18 protein-coding genes are annotated in these 15,187 nt (G+C 55.3%); 3 read left to right on the forward strand and 15 right to left on the reverse strand.

The window, feature by feature from the left end; genetic code table 11:
* Window positions 1-67 precede the first annotated feature (67 nt).
* Window positions 68-850: a hypothetical protein gene (locus AABO57_26940; protein ID MEK6289365.1), complete on the forward strand. Its 783-nt coding sequence runs from the start codon at window positions 68-70 to the stop codon at window positions 848-850.
* A gap of 9 nt (window positions 851-859) precedes the next feature.
* Here AABO57_26940 and AABO57_26945 read toward each other — a convergent pair whose 3' ends face one another.
* From AABO57_26945 to AABO57_26955, 3 genes are all read right to left on the reverse strand, one after another.
* Window positions 860-1,672, reverse strand: coding sequence for a WecB/TagA/CpsF family glycosyltransferase (locus AABO57_26945; protein MEK6289366.1), 813 nt, complete (start codon window positions 1,670-1,672; stop codon window positions 860-862).
* A 43-nt stretch (window positions 1,673-1,715) separates the two neighbouring features.
* Window positions 1,716-2,741 carry a glycosyltransferase family 2 protein gene (locus AABO57_26950; protein ID MEK6289367.1) on the reverse strand — a complete coding sequence of 342 codons (1,026 nt, stop codon included), beginning with the start codon at window positions 2,739-2,741 and terminating at the stop codon, window positions 1,716-1,718.
* Between the two features lie 229 nt (window positions 2,742-2,970).
* Window positions 2,971-3,420, reverse strand: coding sequence for an NUDIX domain-containing protein (locus AABO57_26955; protein MEK6289368.1), 450 nt, complete (start codon window positions 3,418-3,420; stop codon window positions 2,971-2,973).
* Between the two features lie 128 nt (window positions 3,421-3,548).
* On the opposite strand from AABO57_26955, the gene AABO57_26960 reads away from it, so the two are divergent.
* A complete protein-coding gene (locus AABO57_26960; protein ID MEK6289369.1) occupies window positions 3,549-3,695 on the forward strand; it encodes a hypothetical protein in 147 nt (48 codons plus the stop codon).
* 369 nt (window positions 3,696-4,064) lie between these two features.
* Here AABO57_26960 and AABO57_26965 read toward each other — a convergent pair whose 3' ends face one another.
* The 7 genes from AABO57_26965 to AABO57_26995 form a co-directional block, all read right to left on the reverse strand.
* A complete protein-coding gene (locus tag AABO57_26965) occupies window positions 4,065-4,505 on the reverse strand; it encodes a hypothetical protein (GenBank protein ID MEK6289370.1) in 441 nt (146 codons plus the stop codon).
* Window positions 4,506-5,012 carry a hypothetical protein gene (locus AABO57_26970; protein ID MEK6289371.1) on the reverse strand — a complete coding sequence of 169 codons (507 nt, stop codon included), beginning with the start codon at window positions 5,010-5,012 and terminating at the stop codon, window positions 4,506-4,508.
* Complete coding sequence (locus AABO57_26975; GenBank protein ID MEK6289372.1) at window positions 5,012-5,368, reverse strand: hypothetical protein; 357 nt, start codon at window positions 5,366-5,368, stop codon at window positions 5,012-5,014. Before AABO57_26975 ends, AABO57_26970 begins: the two co-directional genes overlap by 1 nt.
* A 238-nt stretch (window positions 5,369-5,606) precedes the next feature.
* On the reverse strand, window positions 5,607-6,569 hold the full coding sequence (locus AABO57_26980) for an NAD-dependent epimerase/dehydratase family protein (protein MEK6289373.1): 963 nt from the start codon (window positions 6,567-6,569) through the stop codon (window positions 5,607-5,609).
* Between the two features lie 83 nt (window positions 6,570-6,652).
* A complete protein-coding gene (asnB, locus tag AABO57_26985; GenBank protein MEK6289374.1) occupies window positions 6,653-8,557 on the reverse strand; it encodes an asparagine synthase (glutamine-hydrolyzing) in 1,905 nt (634 codons plus the stop codon).
* Between the two features lie 148 nt (window positions 8,558-8,705).
* Window positions 8,706-9,602 (reverse strand): UbiA-like polyprenyltransferase, encoded by an 897-nt coding sequence (locus AABO57_26990; protein MEK6289375.1) that lies wholly within the window; start codon window positions 9,600-9,602, stop codon window positions 8,706-8,708.
* Window positions 9,603-9,671: 69 nt separating this feature from the next.
* Window positions 9,672-10,436 (reverse strand): enoyl-CoA hydratase/isomerase family protein, encoded by a 765-nt coding sequence (locus AABO57_26995; protein ID MEK6289376.1) that lies wholly within the window; start codon window positions 10,434-10,436, stop codon window positions 9,672-9,674.
* Between the two features lie 285 nt (window positions 10,437-10,721).
* Between AABO57_26995 and AABO57_27000 the strand changes: the two genes are divergently transcribed.
* Entirely contained in the window at window positions 10,722-11,363 is a 642-nt protein-coding gene (locus AABO57_27000) for an HAD family hydrolase (GenBank protein MEK6289377.1), read from the forward strand.
* 13 nt (window positions 11,364-11,376) lie between these two features.
* Here the strand turns inward: AABO57_27000 and AABO57_27005 are convergent, their stop codons facing one another.
* The 5 genes from AABO57_27005 to AABO57_27025 all read right to left on the reverse strand — a co-directional run bounded on the left by AABO57_27005 (window position 11,377) and on the right by AABO57_27025 (window position 15,025).
* Window positions 11,377-12,375, reverse strand: coding sequence for a VWA domain-containing protein (locus AABO57_27005; protein MEK6289378.1), 999 nt, complete (start codon window positions 12,373-12,375; stop codon window positions 11,377-11,379).
* 183 nt (window positions 12,376-12,558) lie between these two features.
* Window positions 12,559-12,831, reverse strand: coding sequence for a TMEM165/GDT1 family protein (locus AABO57_27010; protein ID MEK6289379.1), 273 nt, complete (start codon window positions 12,829-12,831; stop codon window positions 12,559-12,561).
* Window positions 12,832-12,967: 136 nt separating this feature from the next.
* Window positions 12,968-13,312, reverse strand: coding sequence for a hypothetical protein (locus AABO57_27015; protein MEK6289380.1), 345 nt, complete (start codon window positions 13,310-13,312; stop codon window positions 12,968-12,970).
* A 1-nt stretch (window position 13,313) separates the two neighbouring features.
* Entirely contained in the window at window positions 13,314-14,678 is a 1,365-nt protein-coding gene (locus AABO57_27020) for an acyclic terpene utilization AtuA family protein (GenBank protein ID MEK6289381.1), read from the reverse strand.
* A gap of 101 nt (window positions 14,679-14,779) precedes the next feature.
* Window positions 14,780-15,025, reverse strand: a complete 246-nt coding sequence (locus AABO57_27025; protein ID MEK6289382.1) for a CDGSH iron-sulfur domain-containing protein — start codon at window positions 15,023-15,025, stop codon at window positions 14,780-14,782.
* Window positions 15,026-15,187 lie beyond the last annotated feature (162 nt).

Genomic DNA, 15,187 nt, shown 5'->3' on the forward strand with positions numbered 1-15,187 from the left:
GCTCAGATTGACAAGCCAAGTAGCCGACTCTATATTGAGCTAGCTCGAGATCAACTGGATAGCATTGATGATGAAAGATCGTGTACAGGGCGGCAACTCCAAGAGCATTAAGATCCTATTTCTCGGCCAATGCCTTCAATACGGTTACCAGAATCTGGATCGGTCATTGACTTTTGTAGCTCTGGCAATCTCCAACCTTGAAGCTCGGTTCCCCCAACTTGAGTTGCAACTCGATCTCAAACAGCTCTATCACCCAAAAGGATTGAAGGCAATTCTCAGGCACAGGCTTCTGCTGTCTCGACCAGACATCGTAGTCATTAGCGTGATCGGGAGTTTCGCTGCGGTTTACACACGAGTCAATCTTCTTTATGAAATTGCCCCTGAGGTCGTTGATACGGCGCGCTCTTTTCTCCAGAAGGTTGAGGCTAAGCGCAGTGGCACGGGCGATCTTGTGAAGTCAAATACCCCGATCGACAAGCTGTTTGCACTGCACCCGCCCCTCGCGCTCGACGAATATGAGCGCCTGATTATGGAGGGCATCGAGCTTTGTCGAACCAGCGCTTGCCGAGTGGTACTAATGGGGCCCGGGCGCTTTAACGAAGATACGAACGAGAACTATGCCATTCCTTCACCTTCACTCTGGCCATCCGTCAATGAGATGGTAGGACGGATTGGCAAGAGCACGAACACTGCGGTGATCGATGTTCAAAGCGCCTTGTCTGAACACGGCGGCGAAGTCTTCTTGCCTAATAATATTAGATGGAGCCGGGTGGGACATCAGATCGTAGCACGGGAAGTCGAGAACGTTCTTGCCTCGCAGATAATGTCACTAAATCCCATTGCGGTCTGATCCATTGGCTCACCGTTCTCGCGAGGCGAACTGCCGGGCGACCAGCCAGATGAACATCAGATTGCCCACCAGGTAACGTTTCCATAGCCTGCGCGGTTCACGAATAAGACGGTGAAACCATTCGAGCCCCCCCCGCTGCATCCACCGAGGCGCGCGAGCCGCCAACCCGCCTACGTGATCGAAGCTTCCTCCAACGCCAATCGCGAAGCGGGCGCCCGTGTGCGCGAGGTTCGAAGCGATCCAATACTCTTGACCAGGTGAACCCATTGCCACAAACAGCAAGTCCGGGGCGCTTTGCTTTATGGCTTCAGCGACCGCGTTCGATTCAGAAGCAGCAAAGTAACCGTTGCGATATCCGGCCACGCGGAGGTTTGGATGCCGGGCAGTGAGCCGTCTAACTGTGCCACGCACTGATTCCTCTCGCGCGCCCAAAAAGTAAACCGATAGCCCACACCGGGCAGCATGCTCGACCAGGCGCTGGAATAGATCAATGCCGGTCACGCGTTGCTTGAGCGCTCGACGCAAGAGACGCGACGCCCACACTACGGACATGCCGTCGGCCGCTACAAAATCTGCCTCGAGCAACGCGCGTTTTAGGGCTTCATCTCGGTTGGCAGTTACGATCTTGGCGGCGTTGACCACCGCCGCATAGTGAGGTCCGCCTTCTGAAACGAGCTTGTCGACTAGTTCCACAGCTTCGTCTTCGCTCAGATTTGCGATGGGTATCCCGGCCACGGTGACACAAAGCGGGCTGGCAGTGGTGACGGGGCGTAACGGGGCGGACGATGAATGATGCGGGCCTGGGCGGATCTTTTCGCTCACCTCGGCTCCTCTGCCCCTGCTCCTCCGCGCTTCGGTCCGCCGGTTACAGCCCGGTCTTGCCGTTTCCGTCGTCTTCGACATTGATCGTTTCGCGAATGAGATAGGTGGGCTTTCCTTGAGACTCGTGATAGGTACGAACGATCATCTCTGCCAGCAGGCCCATAAAAATGAACTGCACGCCCATCGCGAACATGATCATCGAAAGCGTGGCGAGCGGCATGCGATTCAAATGCACGCCCTCGACGAAGCGGTAGTACAGCGCGAACGCGAACGAAAGGAGCGAGATCGCCAGGCATACCAACCCGGCCGTGCCGAAGAGATAAAGCGGTTTCGTCAGAAAGCTCGAAAGGAACTTGATCGTGATCAAATCAAACAAGACCTTTATCGTCCGCGAGAGCCCGTACTTCGACTCACCCGCGCTTCGCGGGTGATGAGTGACCGGTATCTCGGTGACGCGCGCGCCTGCCCATCCCGCGTATATCGGGATGAAGCGATGCATCTCTCCGTACAGCTTTACACCAGTGAGCGCTTCACGGCGATACGCCTTCAAGCTGCATCCATAGTCGTGAAGGTCAACTCCGCTCAGCGTTGAAATCAATCTATTTGCCAGGCGTGATGGAAGCCGCCGCGTCAACCATGTATCTTTGCGATCCTTGCGCCAGCCCGACACGACGTCGTAGCCCTCGTCGAGCTTGTCGAGCAACCGCTTTATGTCAGCCGGATCATTCTGAAGATCGGCGTCCATCGGAATGAGTATTTGTCCGCGCGCGTGATCGATGCCCGCGCTCATCGCGGAAGTCTGGCCGTAGTTGCGGCGCAGCGAGATAACTCGCACCCGCGAGTCTCGCGCCGCTAAGCCGCGCAACTTCGCAAGGCTCTGATCGGTTGAGCCGTCGTCGATGTATATGACCTCGTAGCTGCGGCCCAGTCTTTCGAGTGCGTCGGTGAGCTTCAGATCGAGTCGGTCGATGTTGTCCTCTTCGTTGTACACCGGCAAGAAGACGGAAATCACCAGCGTAGCCGGTTTGCTCGCCAACTCCTCCACGGTTTCCAGCAGATACTCTTTCATAGCGATCGGGCGCGATGTCCGAGACTTCAAATCGCAAATCCAGGAAGCGAAAATTTCAGGTTCGGGATTCGAGAAAAGATAGTAGACCCGCAACTCAGCAGGGGCAAGGTCGCAGATGTCAGATGACGTTAATAGCCGAACGCTCGCACAATTGGGGCCGCGCAGAGCGGGGGATTGACAAGAAACTGGCTTCGCGGCTTGTGCTGCACGCGTTTGTTGGACGGCGTTGCTACCACAGCCCATTCCGCCCCAAAGTATTCCTCAGATTCTTTGCTAGCCCCTCCGGGAAGATCAACTCTGTGCTGCTCTCGAGCTCCGCAATGGTCCACCATCGTGTCTCCACAATGTTCTCTTGTCGGTGGACTTCTGGCACTTCTTTGGCAAATTCTTGAGGTTGAAATCGGAGTAGAAAATATTGCTCTTGCTGCCGGAGAGTGCACTCACCCCACAGAAAGTCGGCCATCGCCTCCCACAAAGGCTCAAGCTCAACCTGCTTCACACCAAGCTCTTCGGCAGCTTCACGCTGGGCGGCCTGCTCGAAGCTTTCGCCGTGTTCCAATCCGCCTCCCGGTGTTGCCCAAAACCACTCACCGCTCGGTGGAGCGTAGCGGAAAAGGAGAATGCGCCTGTCGAAATCGACCGCAACAAGTCTTGCTGCTCGACGAAATTCAGGTTCCACGGCTATCTATCTTGGGTAACAATGTCGTTGACTCACCAGTTTGACGGGTTGTCTGAAAGCGGAGTAGTCTTTCGGGCAACGGGCCGAATACGATCTTTGACAATTCAAACTAAGAGGAGAGTTTTATCATGAATGACAATCTTATTGCTTGTACGTTGACTGTTGCATTTTACTCCGGGACTCACTCGCCGCAGATCGGAGTAACCGAAGACGGTGTGTTCAAAACCTATCAACACTTCCTTGAGAAACTGAGAGAGAATCAGACCGATGAATAGAAGGTCTTAATCGGACGCGCGTTTTTAGTAGTCTTCTTTCGACTCGTTCGTATCGGCCCGTCGCCTTGCAGATCAATCACTCAGTAGCCACTTAAGGATTAAGACTAGCCACAGCGTTACGATCACCGTAACAGCTGCTACGTCTCCCTTAGACCAAGATTTTATGTCTCTTAGGGCTTTCCAGTCTATCCTTCTGTCTTCATCATACATTACTCTCTCCCCCTTGGCGTGCTTCTTCGCCGTCTTCTTCGTCCGCTGATACTCAGCTTCCCCTTGTCAATTTCCTCTTTGGGAGATTGATAACCTTCTTGACGAACCTCTCCAAGCGGTTAAAAGAATTGCCCGGCTCCTGGAAAGATTGTTTCTTCATCATTGTCGCTCGCGCTTGAGAACCTTTTCTATTGTACCGTAGACGTTCCCTTCGAGCCCATGTGGCGAATGCTCTATATCCTCATCTTTCCCCAGCTTGCTAGTCCATGATCCAGAGGGAAGCTGCCTAGCAACATGCTGCGGCTCATTGTCCTTAACGTAAATTGCGACTTTCTCAAAACCCAATTCAAGATCGGTGCCTTCGCACAGTCGATACCCGTGAATCTCAAATACTTTTATCCAGCTATCAAGGGTATCGTCTCTTGAGATTCCCGGAGGCCAGTAGTATCCGCGAAGCGGGAAAGGGAATTTCTGCCACCATTGGCGAGTATCATACAAACTCCAAGCTATACAATTGTAGTTAGTGGCGGGATCGCTTGTCTGCTGCCATGGGTTTTCCTTGAGATTCGGAAAGTCATCCTCAAGATCATAGTCTGCCATCTACTTTAAGAGCCCTTGCTGCCTACCCCAATTCAGCCAAGCGTCAACCGCCTCATCGAACGTCGCTCCCTCTGTCGCAGGGTCGTGAAATTCGGAAAGGATATGTAGCGCCCACAGCCAATGACCGTGCGTGCGTTGTAGATCGTCCAGTATATAAGGAATCACCTCCTCGCCAAGCGAAATGATTCGTTGATAGGCCGGATGCATCGCCATCTTGGTTGCAGACGACCAGTATCGCGTCTCTTTATGCCAGCATTCGGCCAAAGCGTTAAACTCATCTCTTAGATGTGACTCGATGGCTAGTGACTGCGTCATGGCGGCGCTTGGAACTAGATCAGGATGCGGCTCCGAGATAAGACTCCCGCCCACAAGTCGCGGGTAAGGCCCGTGCCTTAATATGATCCCCGGTGTAGGCGCTATTCCCCCATTAGAAGCGCGCACAGGTTCGATGAACGCTTGAGCAATACTCGGTAGGTCTTCTCTACCGCGAATGGGCTGTGCGCTCATTATTGACCTTCCTTCTGCTGCTCTAGGCTCTTATCTTCGGTTTTGAGGAATTCCTTTAGGTTTCGTTGAAACTCAGTATAAAGAACCATTATCCTATCGAATTGTTGTGGCGAAACAGCGAGACGGGCCACACAGTGAAGGATTGGCGCTTGCGGTTGCTTTCGTTCTTCGTCGGTGAGGTAGGGGTGTTCGTCTTGGAAAAAGGATAGAATGACAGATCCGTCATTTCCGCCTTGTATTAGTACCCAGTCTGAGAATGTAATTTCAACATCATCCCACTCAATCCTAGGACGAAACCTACCGCCCGCGTTCTCAGCATCTTTTTTTTCCTGCGGTTTTTCGCCTTCGCTCGACATTCGACGCCCTCCATTATTGTCAATATTACCACGGAGGGCGCTATCCTATCTCAACTAAAAGAGCCGGACAAGGTAAACTACTCGGCCGTTGCGACCCAATTTTCTCCGCTTCCGCAATCCGCGTCCCTGTCGCTTTCAGACTGTGGCTGTCACTACGGGTTCAGCCTGCTTTGTCGATATTGTTGCCCTATTTTGCGCACTCCTGGACTGCGCTCTCAGTTATTCAATTAGTCGATGGTCACCGGAGTGCCTCGTTTCTGAACCAATCGACGAACCGTTCGAGGCCGGCTTTAATACTCGTCTGGGGGTTGTAGCCGAGCAGGCGCCGAGCCCTGTCTATGTTCGCGTATGTAACCGGCACATCGCCGGGTTGCTCCGGTTGGCGATCAATGATCGCACGCTTGTCTAGCGCGTGCTCAAGCAGCTCAACCAGCCGGCGCAGCTCGACCGTCTCGGATTCGCCCAGGTTGAATACTTCGAACTGGCTGCGATCGTAGTTCATCGCCGCAACCACTCCCGAGATAATGTCGTTGATGTAGGTGTAGTCGCGTCGAGTCGTCCCGTCACCAAAGATCGGAATGGGCAGGCGCTGCGATATCAGCCGAGCGAACTTGTGAATCGCAAGGTCCGGTCTCTGCCGAGCGCCGTACACCGTGAACAGCCGGAGGCACACGACCCGCAACCCGTACAGATGGCTGTAGACCCGGCAAGCCGCCTCACCCGCGATCTTCGTCGCCGCGTACGGGGAGATCGGACTAGCAAGCGGGTCGTCTTCCGAGAACGGGACTTTGGAATTGACGCCGTAGACCGAGCTCGACGAGCCGAAGATAAATCTGGAAACTCCGTTGCGACGGGCGGCTTCAAGCAATGTAAATGTCCCTCGCACGTTGGTCTCTTCGTAAGCGAGCGGGTCTTCCAGCGACGGGCGCACGCCGGCGCGCGCGGCCAGATGAACCACGCAATCGAATCTCGCTCGAGAGAATAGTTCGTCCATCGCTCGCCGGTCGGATATATCGGCTTCGACTAACTCGTAGTCGTCGCGGCCAAGATGAGCAGCGATGTTCGCGCGTTTGATGGCCGGGTCATAGAAGTCGTTGAAGTTATCGACAACCGTAACGCCAGCACCGCCGTCACGCAGCAGCCGATCGACGAGATGGCTTCCGATGAACCCGGCTCCGCCTGTCACTAGAATGTTGGGCATAAGAAGTCAATTGGCAGAGGTAGTAGCACAGACTTTAGCCTGCGTGCATATGCTGATTTGCAAATGACCACACAGACTAAAGCCTATGGTACATCAATAAACGCCCGGTGCCAGAGCTCGAGCGTCAGCAGTTGAAACACCTTCAAGCCATTGTCCTCGCGTCCAGACAGGTTATCGTCTATCAACTTTCGGACGAACCCATATTCGAAATAACCTCGGCTGCGAATGTTCGATTCCGACAGCAGATCTTCAACCATGTCGCGAAGGTCGCGCACCAGCCACGCGCGAACCGGCGCGCTGAAGCCAGCTTTCTTGCGATGGATGATCTCCCGCGGAAGCCACGCCTCGGCTGCTCGTTTCAAAATGTGTTTGCCGGTCAGCCCTTTCAGCTTCAAGCCGGCGGGTATTCTCGCCGCCAGCTCGACCAATTCGTGATCCAGAAACGGCACTCGCACTTCCATCGAAGTCGCCATGCTCGTCTTGTCTGTATAAGTCAGGTTCAAGCACGGCAGGAAAGTCTTCATGTCCACGTAGAGCATCTGGTTCACGAAGTCTTCATCAGCTACGCGATCGAAGTAGCTCTGATGTTCCGCATAGGCATCGAATTCGTGCGAGGCCCGGGCAAGCTCGCCTGAATACATTTCGCGTTTCTCAGCTTCGGTGAAATAAGTTCCGAATCCCAGATAACGTTCTCGTGCCGGGAGCGCAGCCGAGCGCGCAAGCTTCTTCGTGTTGCGAAACAGAGCCGTCAATCGCCCGGGCCGCGCGCCAGGCAAAGCATCCACAACCGGCCTCGACAGAAACGATGGAATCAAGTTGTACGCTTGGGCGATCTTCACAGCCGCGTGGCGAGGATACCCGGCGAACACTTCATCGCCGCCCATACCGGAGAGCAGCACGGTCAATCGCTCGCGCGCGGAACGACAGATCAAATAACTGGTGATGATCGCAGGGTCGGCTACCGGCTCGTCCATGTGGTACACGAGCTTTGGCAGCAGCTCCATCACATCAGGCTCGAGGTAGGCTTCGTGATAGTCGGTCGCAAACCGCTCGCCGACAACCCGCGCGTACTTCATGTCATCTTCGAGAATGTCGTAGCGAAGGTCTTCGCGGTGAAAACCGAAGGTGTAGGTCGTAGGCTTGAGAGCCGACACGCCCGACATCAGAGCGACAATAGCCGAGGAATCAATACCGCCTGACAGAAAAGCTCCCAGGGGAACATCGGCCAACATCTGCGCGCGCACGCTGCGAGCTACCTGTTCGCGAACACGCTCGATCCATTCTGCTTCCGAGATGGAATCATCTTCTTCAAACTTCAGGTCCCAGTACTCCGATACTTCAGCCTTGCCTCCGCGGTACACAAGGTAATGCCCCGGCGGGAGCTTCGAGACGCCGCGGAACGCGGTCTTCGGATCAGGAGTCCAAAGAAACGTCATGAACTGATCGAGGGCGGCGAGATCAACCGAGCGCTCGGCGCCCGGTATCGCAAGCAGAGCCTTGATCTCGGACGCAAAAGCGAATCCCGCAGGCGTGTCGGCATAGTAGAGCGGCTTGATGCCCAATCGATCGCGGGCCAAAAACAAGGTTTCATCTTGCGAGTCCCAAATTGCAAACGCGAACATGCCGTTGAATCGAACAAGGCAGTCGCGCCCCCACTCCAGGTAAGCATAGATGATGACTTCGGCGTCGGTGTTGGATTTGAAACGATGACCGAGGTTCTCCAGCTCGCGGCGGATTTCTTTGAAGTTATAAATCTCCCCGTTGTAGGTGAGCCATATCCGGCCGCTGGCATCTGACATCGGTTCGTGACCGGCCGGCGACAGATCTATGATCGACAGACGCCGGTGACCGAGTCCTACGCGATGCTCGGTTGACGTCTCCGCGATGTAGACACCTTCATCGTCGGGCCCGCGGTGCGCGATGCGCGCAAGCATGTTTTTGATCAGATGCTCATCGGCTTCGCCGACGACTCCGCAGATGCCACACATAGTGTTTGTTGTTATCGATCTCGAATCTAAGTTCTGAGTTTTTCTGAAATCTGAGATTATCTGAGATCTGAGATTTGAAATCTGAAATTATCTGAGATCTGAAATCTGAATCTGGAAATCTCCTTTGAGAGGCGATTATATCACGCGGCTACCGGCCGAGCAGGAGCGCGTCGCTTGCCACCGTGACGAACAGTATCAAGCTGACACACGCATTGGTCGTGAAGAAGGCGGCGTTCAAGCGCGATAGATCATCCGCTCTTACGATGCTGTGTTGATAGACTAGCAGCGCACCGGTTGCGGCAACCCCTGCAAGGCCGAGCCAACCGAGTCGTGCGGTCCAAAGGAACACAACGAGCGACCCGAACATCAACGCGTGTATTCCGCGCCCGATCCACAGCGCCTTTCCGAGGCCGTATCGCTCCGGTATCGAATGTAGCCCGGTGCGCCGGTCAAACTCGTAATCCTGGCACGCGTAGAGAATGTCGAACCCGGTGGTCCACAACATAACGGATAGCGACAACAACACCGGCACCAGGGTGAGCCTCCCCTGAATCGCTATCCAGGCGCCCGATGGAGCGATTGCCAGACACCAGCCGAGAATAAAGTGTGAGAAGGAAGTGAAACGCTTGGTGTACGAGTAAAGCAGTACGCTTGCCAGCGCAATCGGTGAAAGCAGCAGCGTCAATCGATTGAGTTGCGACGCTGCAAGCACGAAAAGCGCGGACGAGATGATAGTGAAGACGGCAGCGAACCTGATATCCAGCAGCCCTGCGGGCAGGGCCCGAGTAGCGGTGCGAGGATTGGCCGCATCAATCTCGCGGTCGGCAATTCGATTGAACGTCATCGCGGCCGAGCGCGCGCCAACCATCGCAAGAGTGATCCAGACAAGCTTTGAAATCCAGAAGCTCGCGGGCTGAGGCGGTAATCCCCGCCCGGCGAGCGTCGCGCCCAGAAGCGCAAACGGCAACGCGAAAAGCGTATGCTCGATCTTGATCATCTCGAGCGTAGTCCGCAGCCGCTCAGCTATCGTTGTAGTTGCTTTCACCAGTCGTATTCTAGCTACGTGATTTTTGGGCAGCAAGGACAGGGTTGTGCACCGGCTGGCATTGTCGGTCTACTTCTTCAAGAAGCGCTCGACTCCGCGCTTACAGTCTTCGGTCATTCTCGTGATCGCGTTCATCTGAATGCCGGCTTCAATCGCCGTCTCAAAGGTCATCCCGTCCATATGATAGAGCAGGCTCTTGGCGAGACTCACCGCCGACGCTGACTTCGCCGCCATCTGGCGGGTGTAGGCCTCGACCTCCGCTTCAAACTGATCGTCGCCGAACACGCGGTTGATCATTCCTATGTCAAGCGCGGCGCCGGCCGTTATGATTTCGCCGCGGGTTATTAGCTCGAAGGCGCGCTTCTCGGAAACCGAACGCCGCAATATTGCCATCACCATTGCCGGTATGAAGCCTATGTTGACTTCGGGGTAACCGAACTGTGCGGACTCCGCTGCGAGTATGATGTCGCACGCAGTCGCCAGCCCGCAGCCTCCGGCCAAAGCTCGCCCTCGCACCGCGGCGATGATCGGCCGAGGATGGCGGCGCATCTCGACGAACAGCTCGCCCATCACTCGGGCGCTGGACATGCTTTCCTCGACGCCGGCTTCACTGACGCGCTGAAGCGACGCCAGGTCCGCGCCGGAGCAGAAGTCTTTCCCCGCGCCGGTGACCAGCACGACTCGCACGGTTTCATCGCGAGCGGCATCTTGAAGCGCATCCTTGAACTCCGAGACAATGCCGTCATCAAGCGCGTTGCGCTTATCAGGCCGATTGAGGGTGATGCGCGCGATCGATTGGTCAACTGAGAAGAGAATCTTTTGATATTCAGACATAACCGAATCCTGGTTCACGCCCAGTGCGCGTTCATTCGATGTTCATTCAGAAAGCAAGTGTCGCCGGAATAAATTGCCAGACTATCAAAGCGCCGATCTCGCGGGCAAGGAGCTCCGCGGCTGGTCTCAGTTCGGCGCTCGCTTAACAAACTCACGCAGCTCACTCAGAGGAATGTTCAGAGCAAGCAGTCTGCGCGGTTGCCTCGCCAATGGGGCTACGCTAGAGTCAACGCGAACTCGACGTGATCGGGACCGCGGCAGCCAAAGCCGCGAGAAAGTCTCTTAATGAAATCGCTGACACGTTCTATCAAGACGCTTTTATTTGACTGGGACGGCACCCTGTTTGATTCCGCATGCGCGGGACTGCTCGCTTTTCGGAAGACCTTCGACGATTTGGGAATCGCGTTCACGAATGAGTTCTACGAATCCCGCTACTCTCCAAACTGGTACGCGATGTATGAAGCTCTGAACCTGGCGAAAGACAAATGGCAGATGGCCGATGAGCTATGGCTCCAGCATTACGGCGAGCAGCCACCCAAGTTGGTCGAGGGCGCGAGCACAACAATCCTCGAGCTTCGGCGCAGAGGCTATCGTCTCGGAATCGTTACCAGCGGCACCGAGCGAAGAGTTACGCGCGAGATCGAACAACTCGGTTTGAGCTCGGAGTTTGAAGCGGTGATTTGCAACGAGCACATCGTCAACAAGAAACCGCACCCCGAAGGATTAGAGAAAGCGATGCAGCTTCTGGCCTGCACGAGAGAAGTCTGCTCCTATGTGGGCGACGCCCCCGAAGATGTGCAGATGGGAAAGAACGCGCTTGTGTTTACCATCGCCGTTCGAAGCGCTTATCCGACGAGTAGGCGGTTGCGCCACGAGCAACCTGATATTCATCTGGATTCGATTGCTGAACTGCTGCTGCACTTCTAACGCCACAGCCGCCCTATTTCTTGCCGGCGTAGTAACCCGACCTGGTCCTGATCACCAAATCTTTTGAACCGGCGTTACGTAGCTGCTGTTCCCTCTCAGCCGCCAGCCTGATTTTGAGGCGGCGAAACTTGCCGTCTCGCTTTGTATTCGATGGCACAAACGCGAGACTGTATCGAGTGCGCAGATGCTCAATCAACTCGATTAGCTTTTGCCCGACAGTGTCATTGCCGGCAGCCAGAACTTCGCCGCCGGTTATCTCAGCGTAGTTATGAACATCGCCGCCTCCCAGTCGAGACGGGAAACCCAGAATCTTGCTGGCGGCCCGAGTAGGCAGGTTGTGCTTTATCACCAGCCCGCACACTACCACCCCCGTTTCGAGCACCAGCGAGACGGCCTGCTCCTTTTGAAAGACCCTCCAATTGTGGGCCGGGATCGTTTCATTATCGGTGACCACGATAATCACCCGGCGATCGGCAGGGTTCGCAGCTTTGACCAGATGGCTCGCGGCACGATAGACCGAATCGTGAAGCAGGATGCCGTTGTCGCCGTACGCTTTGAAATCGAGTTCTCTCAAGGCTTCGGCAACCAGGAATTTCTCTTTCGTGAAATCCCTGACCAGCAAGGTTTCGTTGGCGGTGACGACAACGGCGACTTCGTCCTCCGGCTTCAGCGACTGCAGGGCTTCGACGGCGTTAGCGCGGAGTCTCTCAAGCACAGTCCACATGCTGCTACTGGCGTCCAGAAGCAGCACGACCGAAAGCGGGAGCTTGTCCTGACTGAACTGCCCGATCTGCTGTTTGACTCCGTCCTCATAAATCTCAAAATCATCCTGACTCAGACCGCTTACGACGCGCTGTGTTTTCCGGTCAACGATCTGCACGTCCAGAGCAACCAATTCCGTGCTCAGCTTTATCGCCTCGTCCGGCTTCCGCTCTTTCACGGTCTGTGAATAAACGGGAAATGATGTGAACAGCAAAGCAACGCTGAGCAGAAGAATCGCTACTTTTCGCAATTGAATTTCCTATTGGGTCTAAGTTGTTTCGCGAACGAAGTGCCGTCGATGACGCACCTGTCGATTAGAACGGAGGGGCCTCAATCATCCTGCAAGGAAGTTTGCGCTCATCCTGAGCGGCAAGAGGTGATGCCGGACGCGAGCCTAGTAGAATGAGGGGTAGATTGAAAAATGAACGCGGCTCTACAGCTTACCTAGTAGTATCAACAGGCCGACAGCGATGAACGCAATCGCCGAGATGCGCTTGATCCAGATGAGAGGGAGATAGTGCCCGAGTGTGCCGCCGACGACCACGCCTATGGCTGAAACTCCTACCAGAGCCAGCGACGCTGCTATGAAAACCGCCCACGGCTTCTTGGTTTCTGCCGCCATCGTCATCGCCGCCAATTGAGTCTTGTCTCCCATCTCCGCCAGGAAGATCACGCCAAAAGTCGTAACCATCACGCGCCAGTCCATTAGTCCTCCTTCAATCACGAAGGCACAAAGTCACGAAGACTTCTTGTTCAGAGTTCAAGCTTTAGCTTGCCCACCACCTAGGCAACCTGAAGGTTGAACTCTGAACGAGGTTCTTCGTGTCTTTGTGCCTTCGTGGTTAGCTCCCCAGTTCCCGGGCTAAAGCGTCGTCGACCTCGATCTCCATCCGAAGCAGCGCCGAACTGTAGGTCTTGCCTTGCGCATCGGTCCTGAGAGAGAGCGTGCCGCCGCCGTCGAGACTCTCGTGCAGCAAGAAGTTCAGCGCATGAAGATTCGGGACCTCGAACCTTTCAACTTCGCCAAGACAGATTCCTTTGAAGTGTTCTTTCACGCGTTCCGCCGTCACTTGCTCGACGAGTATCGGGTAGTGCTCCGGTTTGTATGCGATGAGGCCGACGTTAGCGGTGTCCCCTTTATCGCCTGAACGCGCGTGTGCCAGATGGAGCAGTTTCACTCTTGCCATATCAAGCCTCGACCACCGAAATGTCAGATTGTACTTCGCTCTTGGGTATGAGCGCGGGCCAGTAAGCGATTATTTCTTCTAGCTTGGGCCGTCCGCCTGCAAAACCGGTCACGGACGGCGGACCGTTGAGCACGAGCGGCGCGACCTCTCGTGTGAAGCGTTCGACCGCGCGCTTGTCTTCCGAGCGCACGCCGATGCGAAAAGTAACTTCTGCGATGTCCGGTGATGGCGGGCCCGAGAGCTCCCCGTGGCAAGCATTCACTCCGACAAACTCGGTTAGCACTGTTTCGAATTTCAATCCGAGCCGGTCAAGTCTTTCTCTTACCACGCGGTCCGCAGCCTGAGCTTTCTTGTAAGCATCGGGCCATGCATACACAAGCGATCCGACCGCTTTCCATCCGGCTGAATAACTCACGCTGACTTTGTAGAAATCGGTTGCCGGACGCCCCTTGATCCCCGAGAATCGCACGCGATCAGTTCCCTCTTGTTCGAGCTGAATCGTTGTGAAGTCAGCGACGCAGTCCGGCGTTATGTATTCGAGGGGATCTCCCATCTCATAAAGAAGCTGCTCTTTGATCGACGGAACGGTGATGCGACCACCGGTGCCCGAATGCTTGGTTATGACGAACGTGCCGTCCGGATGCGCTTCAACTATCGGGTACCCGATGTCGGCCATGTTTGGAATCGTCTCCCAATCAACCAGGCAGTTGCCGCCCGTGCACTGCGCGCCGCATTCGACGGTATGTCCGGCTATCGTTCCGGCTGCAAGCCGATCCCAGTCGTCGCACGCCCAACCGAACTCGTGAATCATCGGTCCGAGCGACAAACCGGTATCGGTCACTCGACCTGCAATGACAATCTGTCCGCCCTTATCGAGAGCCTCGGCAACGTGCCGCCCGCCAAAGTACACGTTGGCGCTCTGGACTCGCGAGCGAACCGATGCCAGCGGCTCGCCTGTTTCGAGGTTCTTCAACTCGACTCCGCGGCTAATGAAATCGTCGAGACAATCCATTATGTCGTCGCCCGCGACGACGCCGATCTTGATCTTGCCGCCGAAGCCGCGGCGGCGCGCGACTTCAACGACAGCGTCGCTGCAAGCTTCGGGATTCACGCCGCCCGCGTTAGCTACGACCTTGATGTTGCGTTCTATGAGATCGGGCAAGATCTCCTCGATCATCGAAACGAAATCGCGCGCGTAGCCCGACCGCGGATCGCGCGCGCGCTGCTTCTGCATGATCGACATCGTGATCTCGGCAAGGTAATCGAGCGTGAGGTAGTCGATCGGTCCACGCCGCACTAGCTCGATTGGGGCTTGCAGTGAGTCACCCCAAAAGCCCTGCCCGTTTGCGATTCGGATTGTCTTCATGATCAGTACAAATAGACCACTGATGATACGGATTTGACGGATTTACGCGGATCAGACCCGCGGAAACCCGTCGAATCCGTTCCATCCGTGGTCTATTCCGCTTAAAGCTTCGGCGCTGGGGGAGGAAGCTCTCTAGCTTCGACCTCCGACTGAAATCCCACTCGCGCATGGCTGCCATCGCAGAAGGGTTTGTTCTGAGAGTGACCGCACCTGCAAAGCGAGATCACCGTGCGCCCTGCGAGGCCGAAGGTGTTTCCGGCCGCGTCCTTGATAGTGATGTTGTCGCCAATTACGCGATAAGGACCGTTGTTGATGACTACGATTGCGTTTTCATTTTGATCGCTCATTGCTTTTTCTCCTCTTGTTTCAAACAGGTCCGGTTGGTCATTGTAGCGCACACGCGGGCCTATCAGAAAGCATCGCCAACGTTGGAACAGATGTGCACAATCAGCTGGCGCCAATCACGATTGAACAAACGCATCGCCAGCATAAGTAATCCCTCGCCTCGT

This window comes from Acidobacteriota bacterium (genome assembly GCA_038040445.1).
In the GTDB taxonomy this organism is placed as follows: Bacteria; Acidobacteriota; Blastocatellia; order UBA7656; family UBA7656; genus Onstottus_A; species Onstottus_A frigus.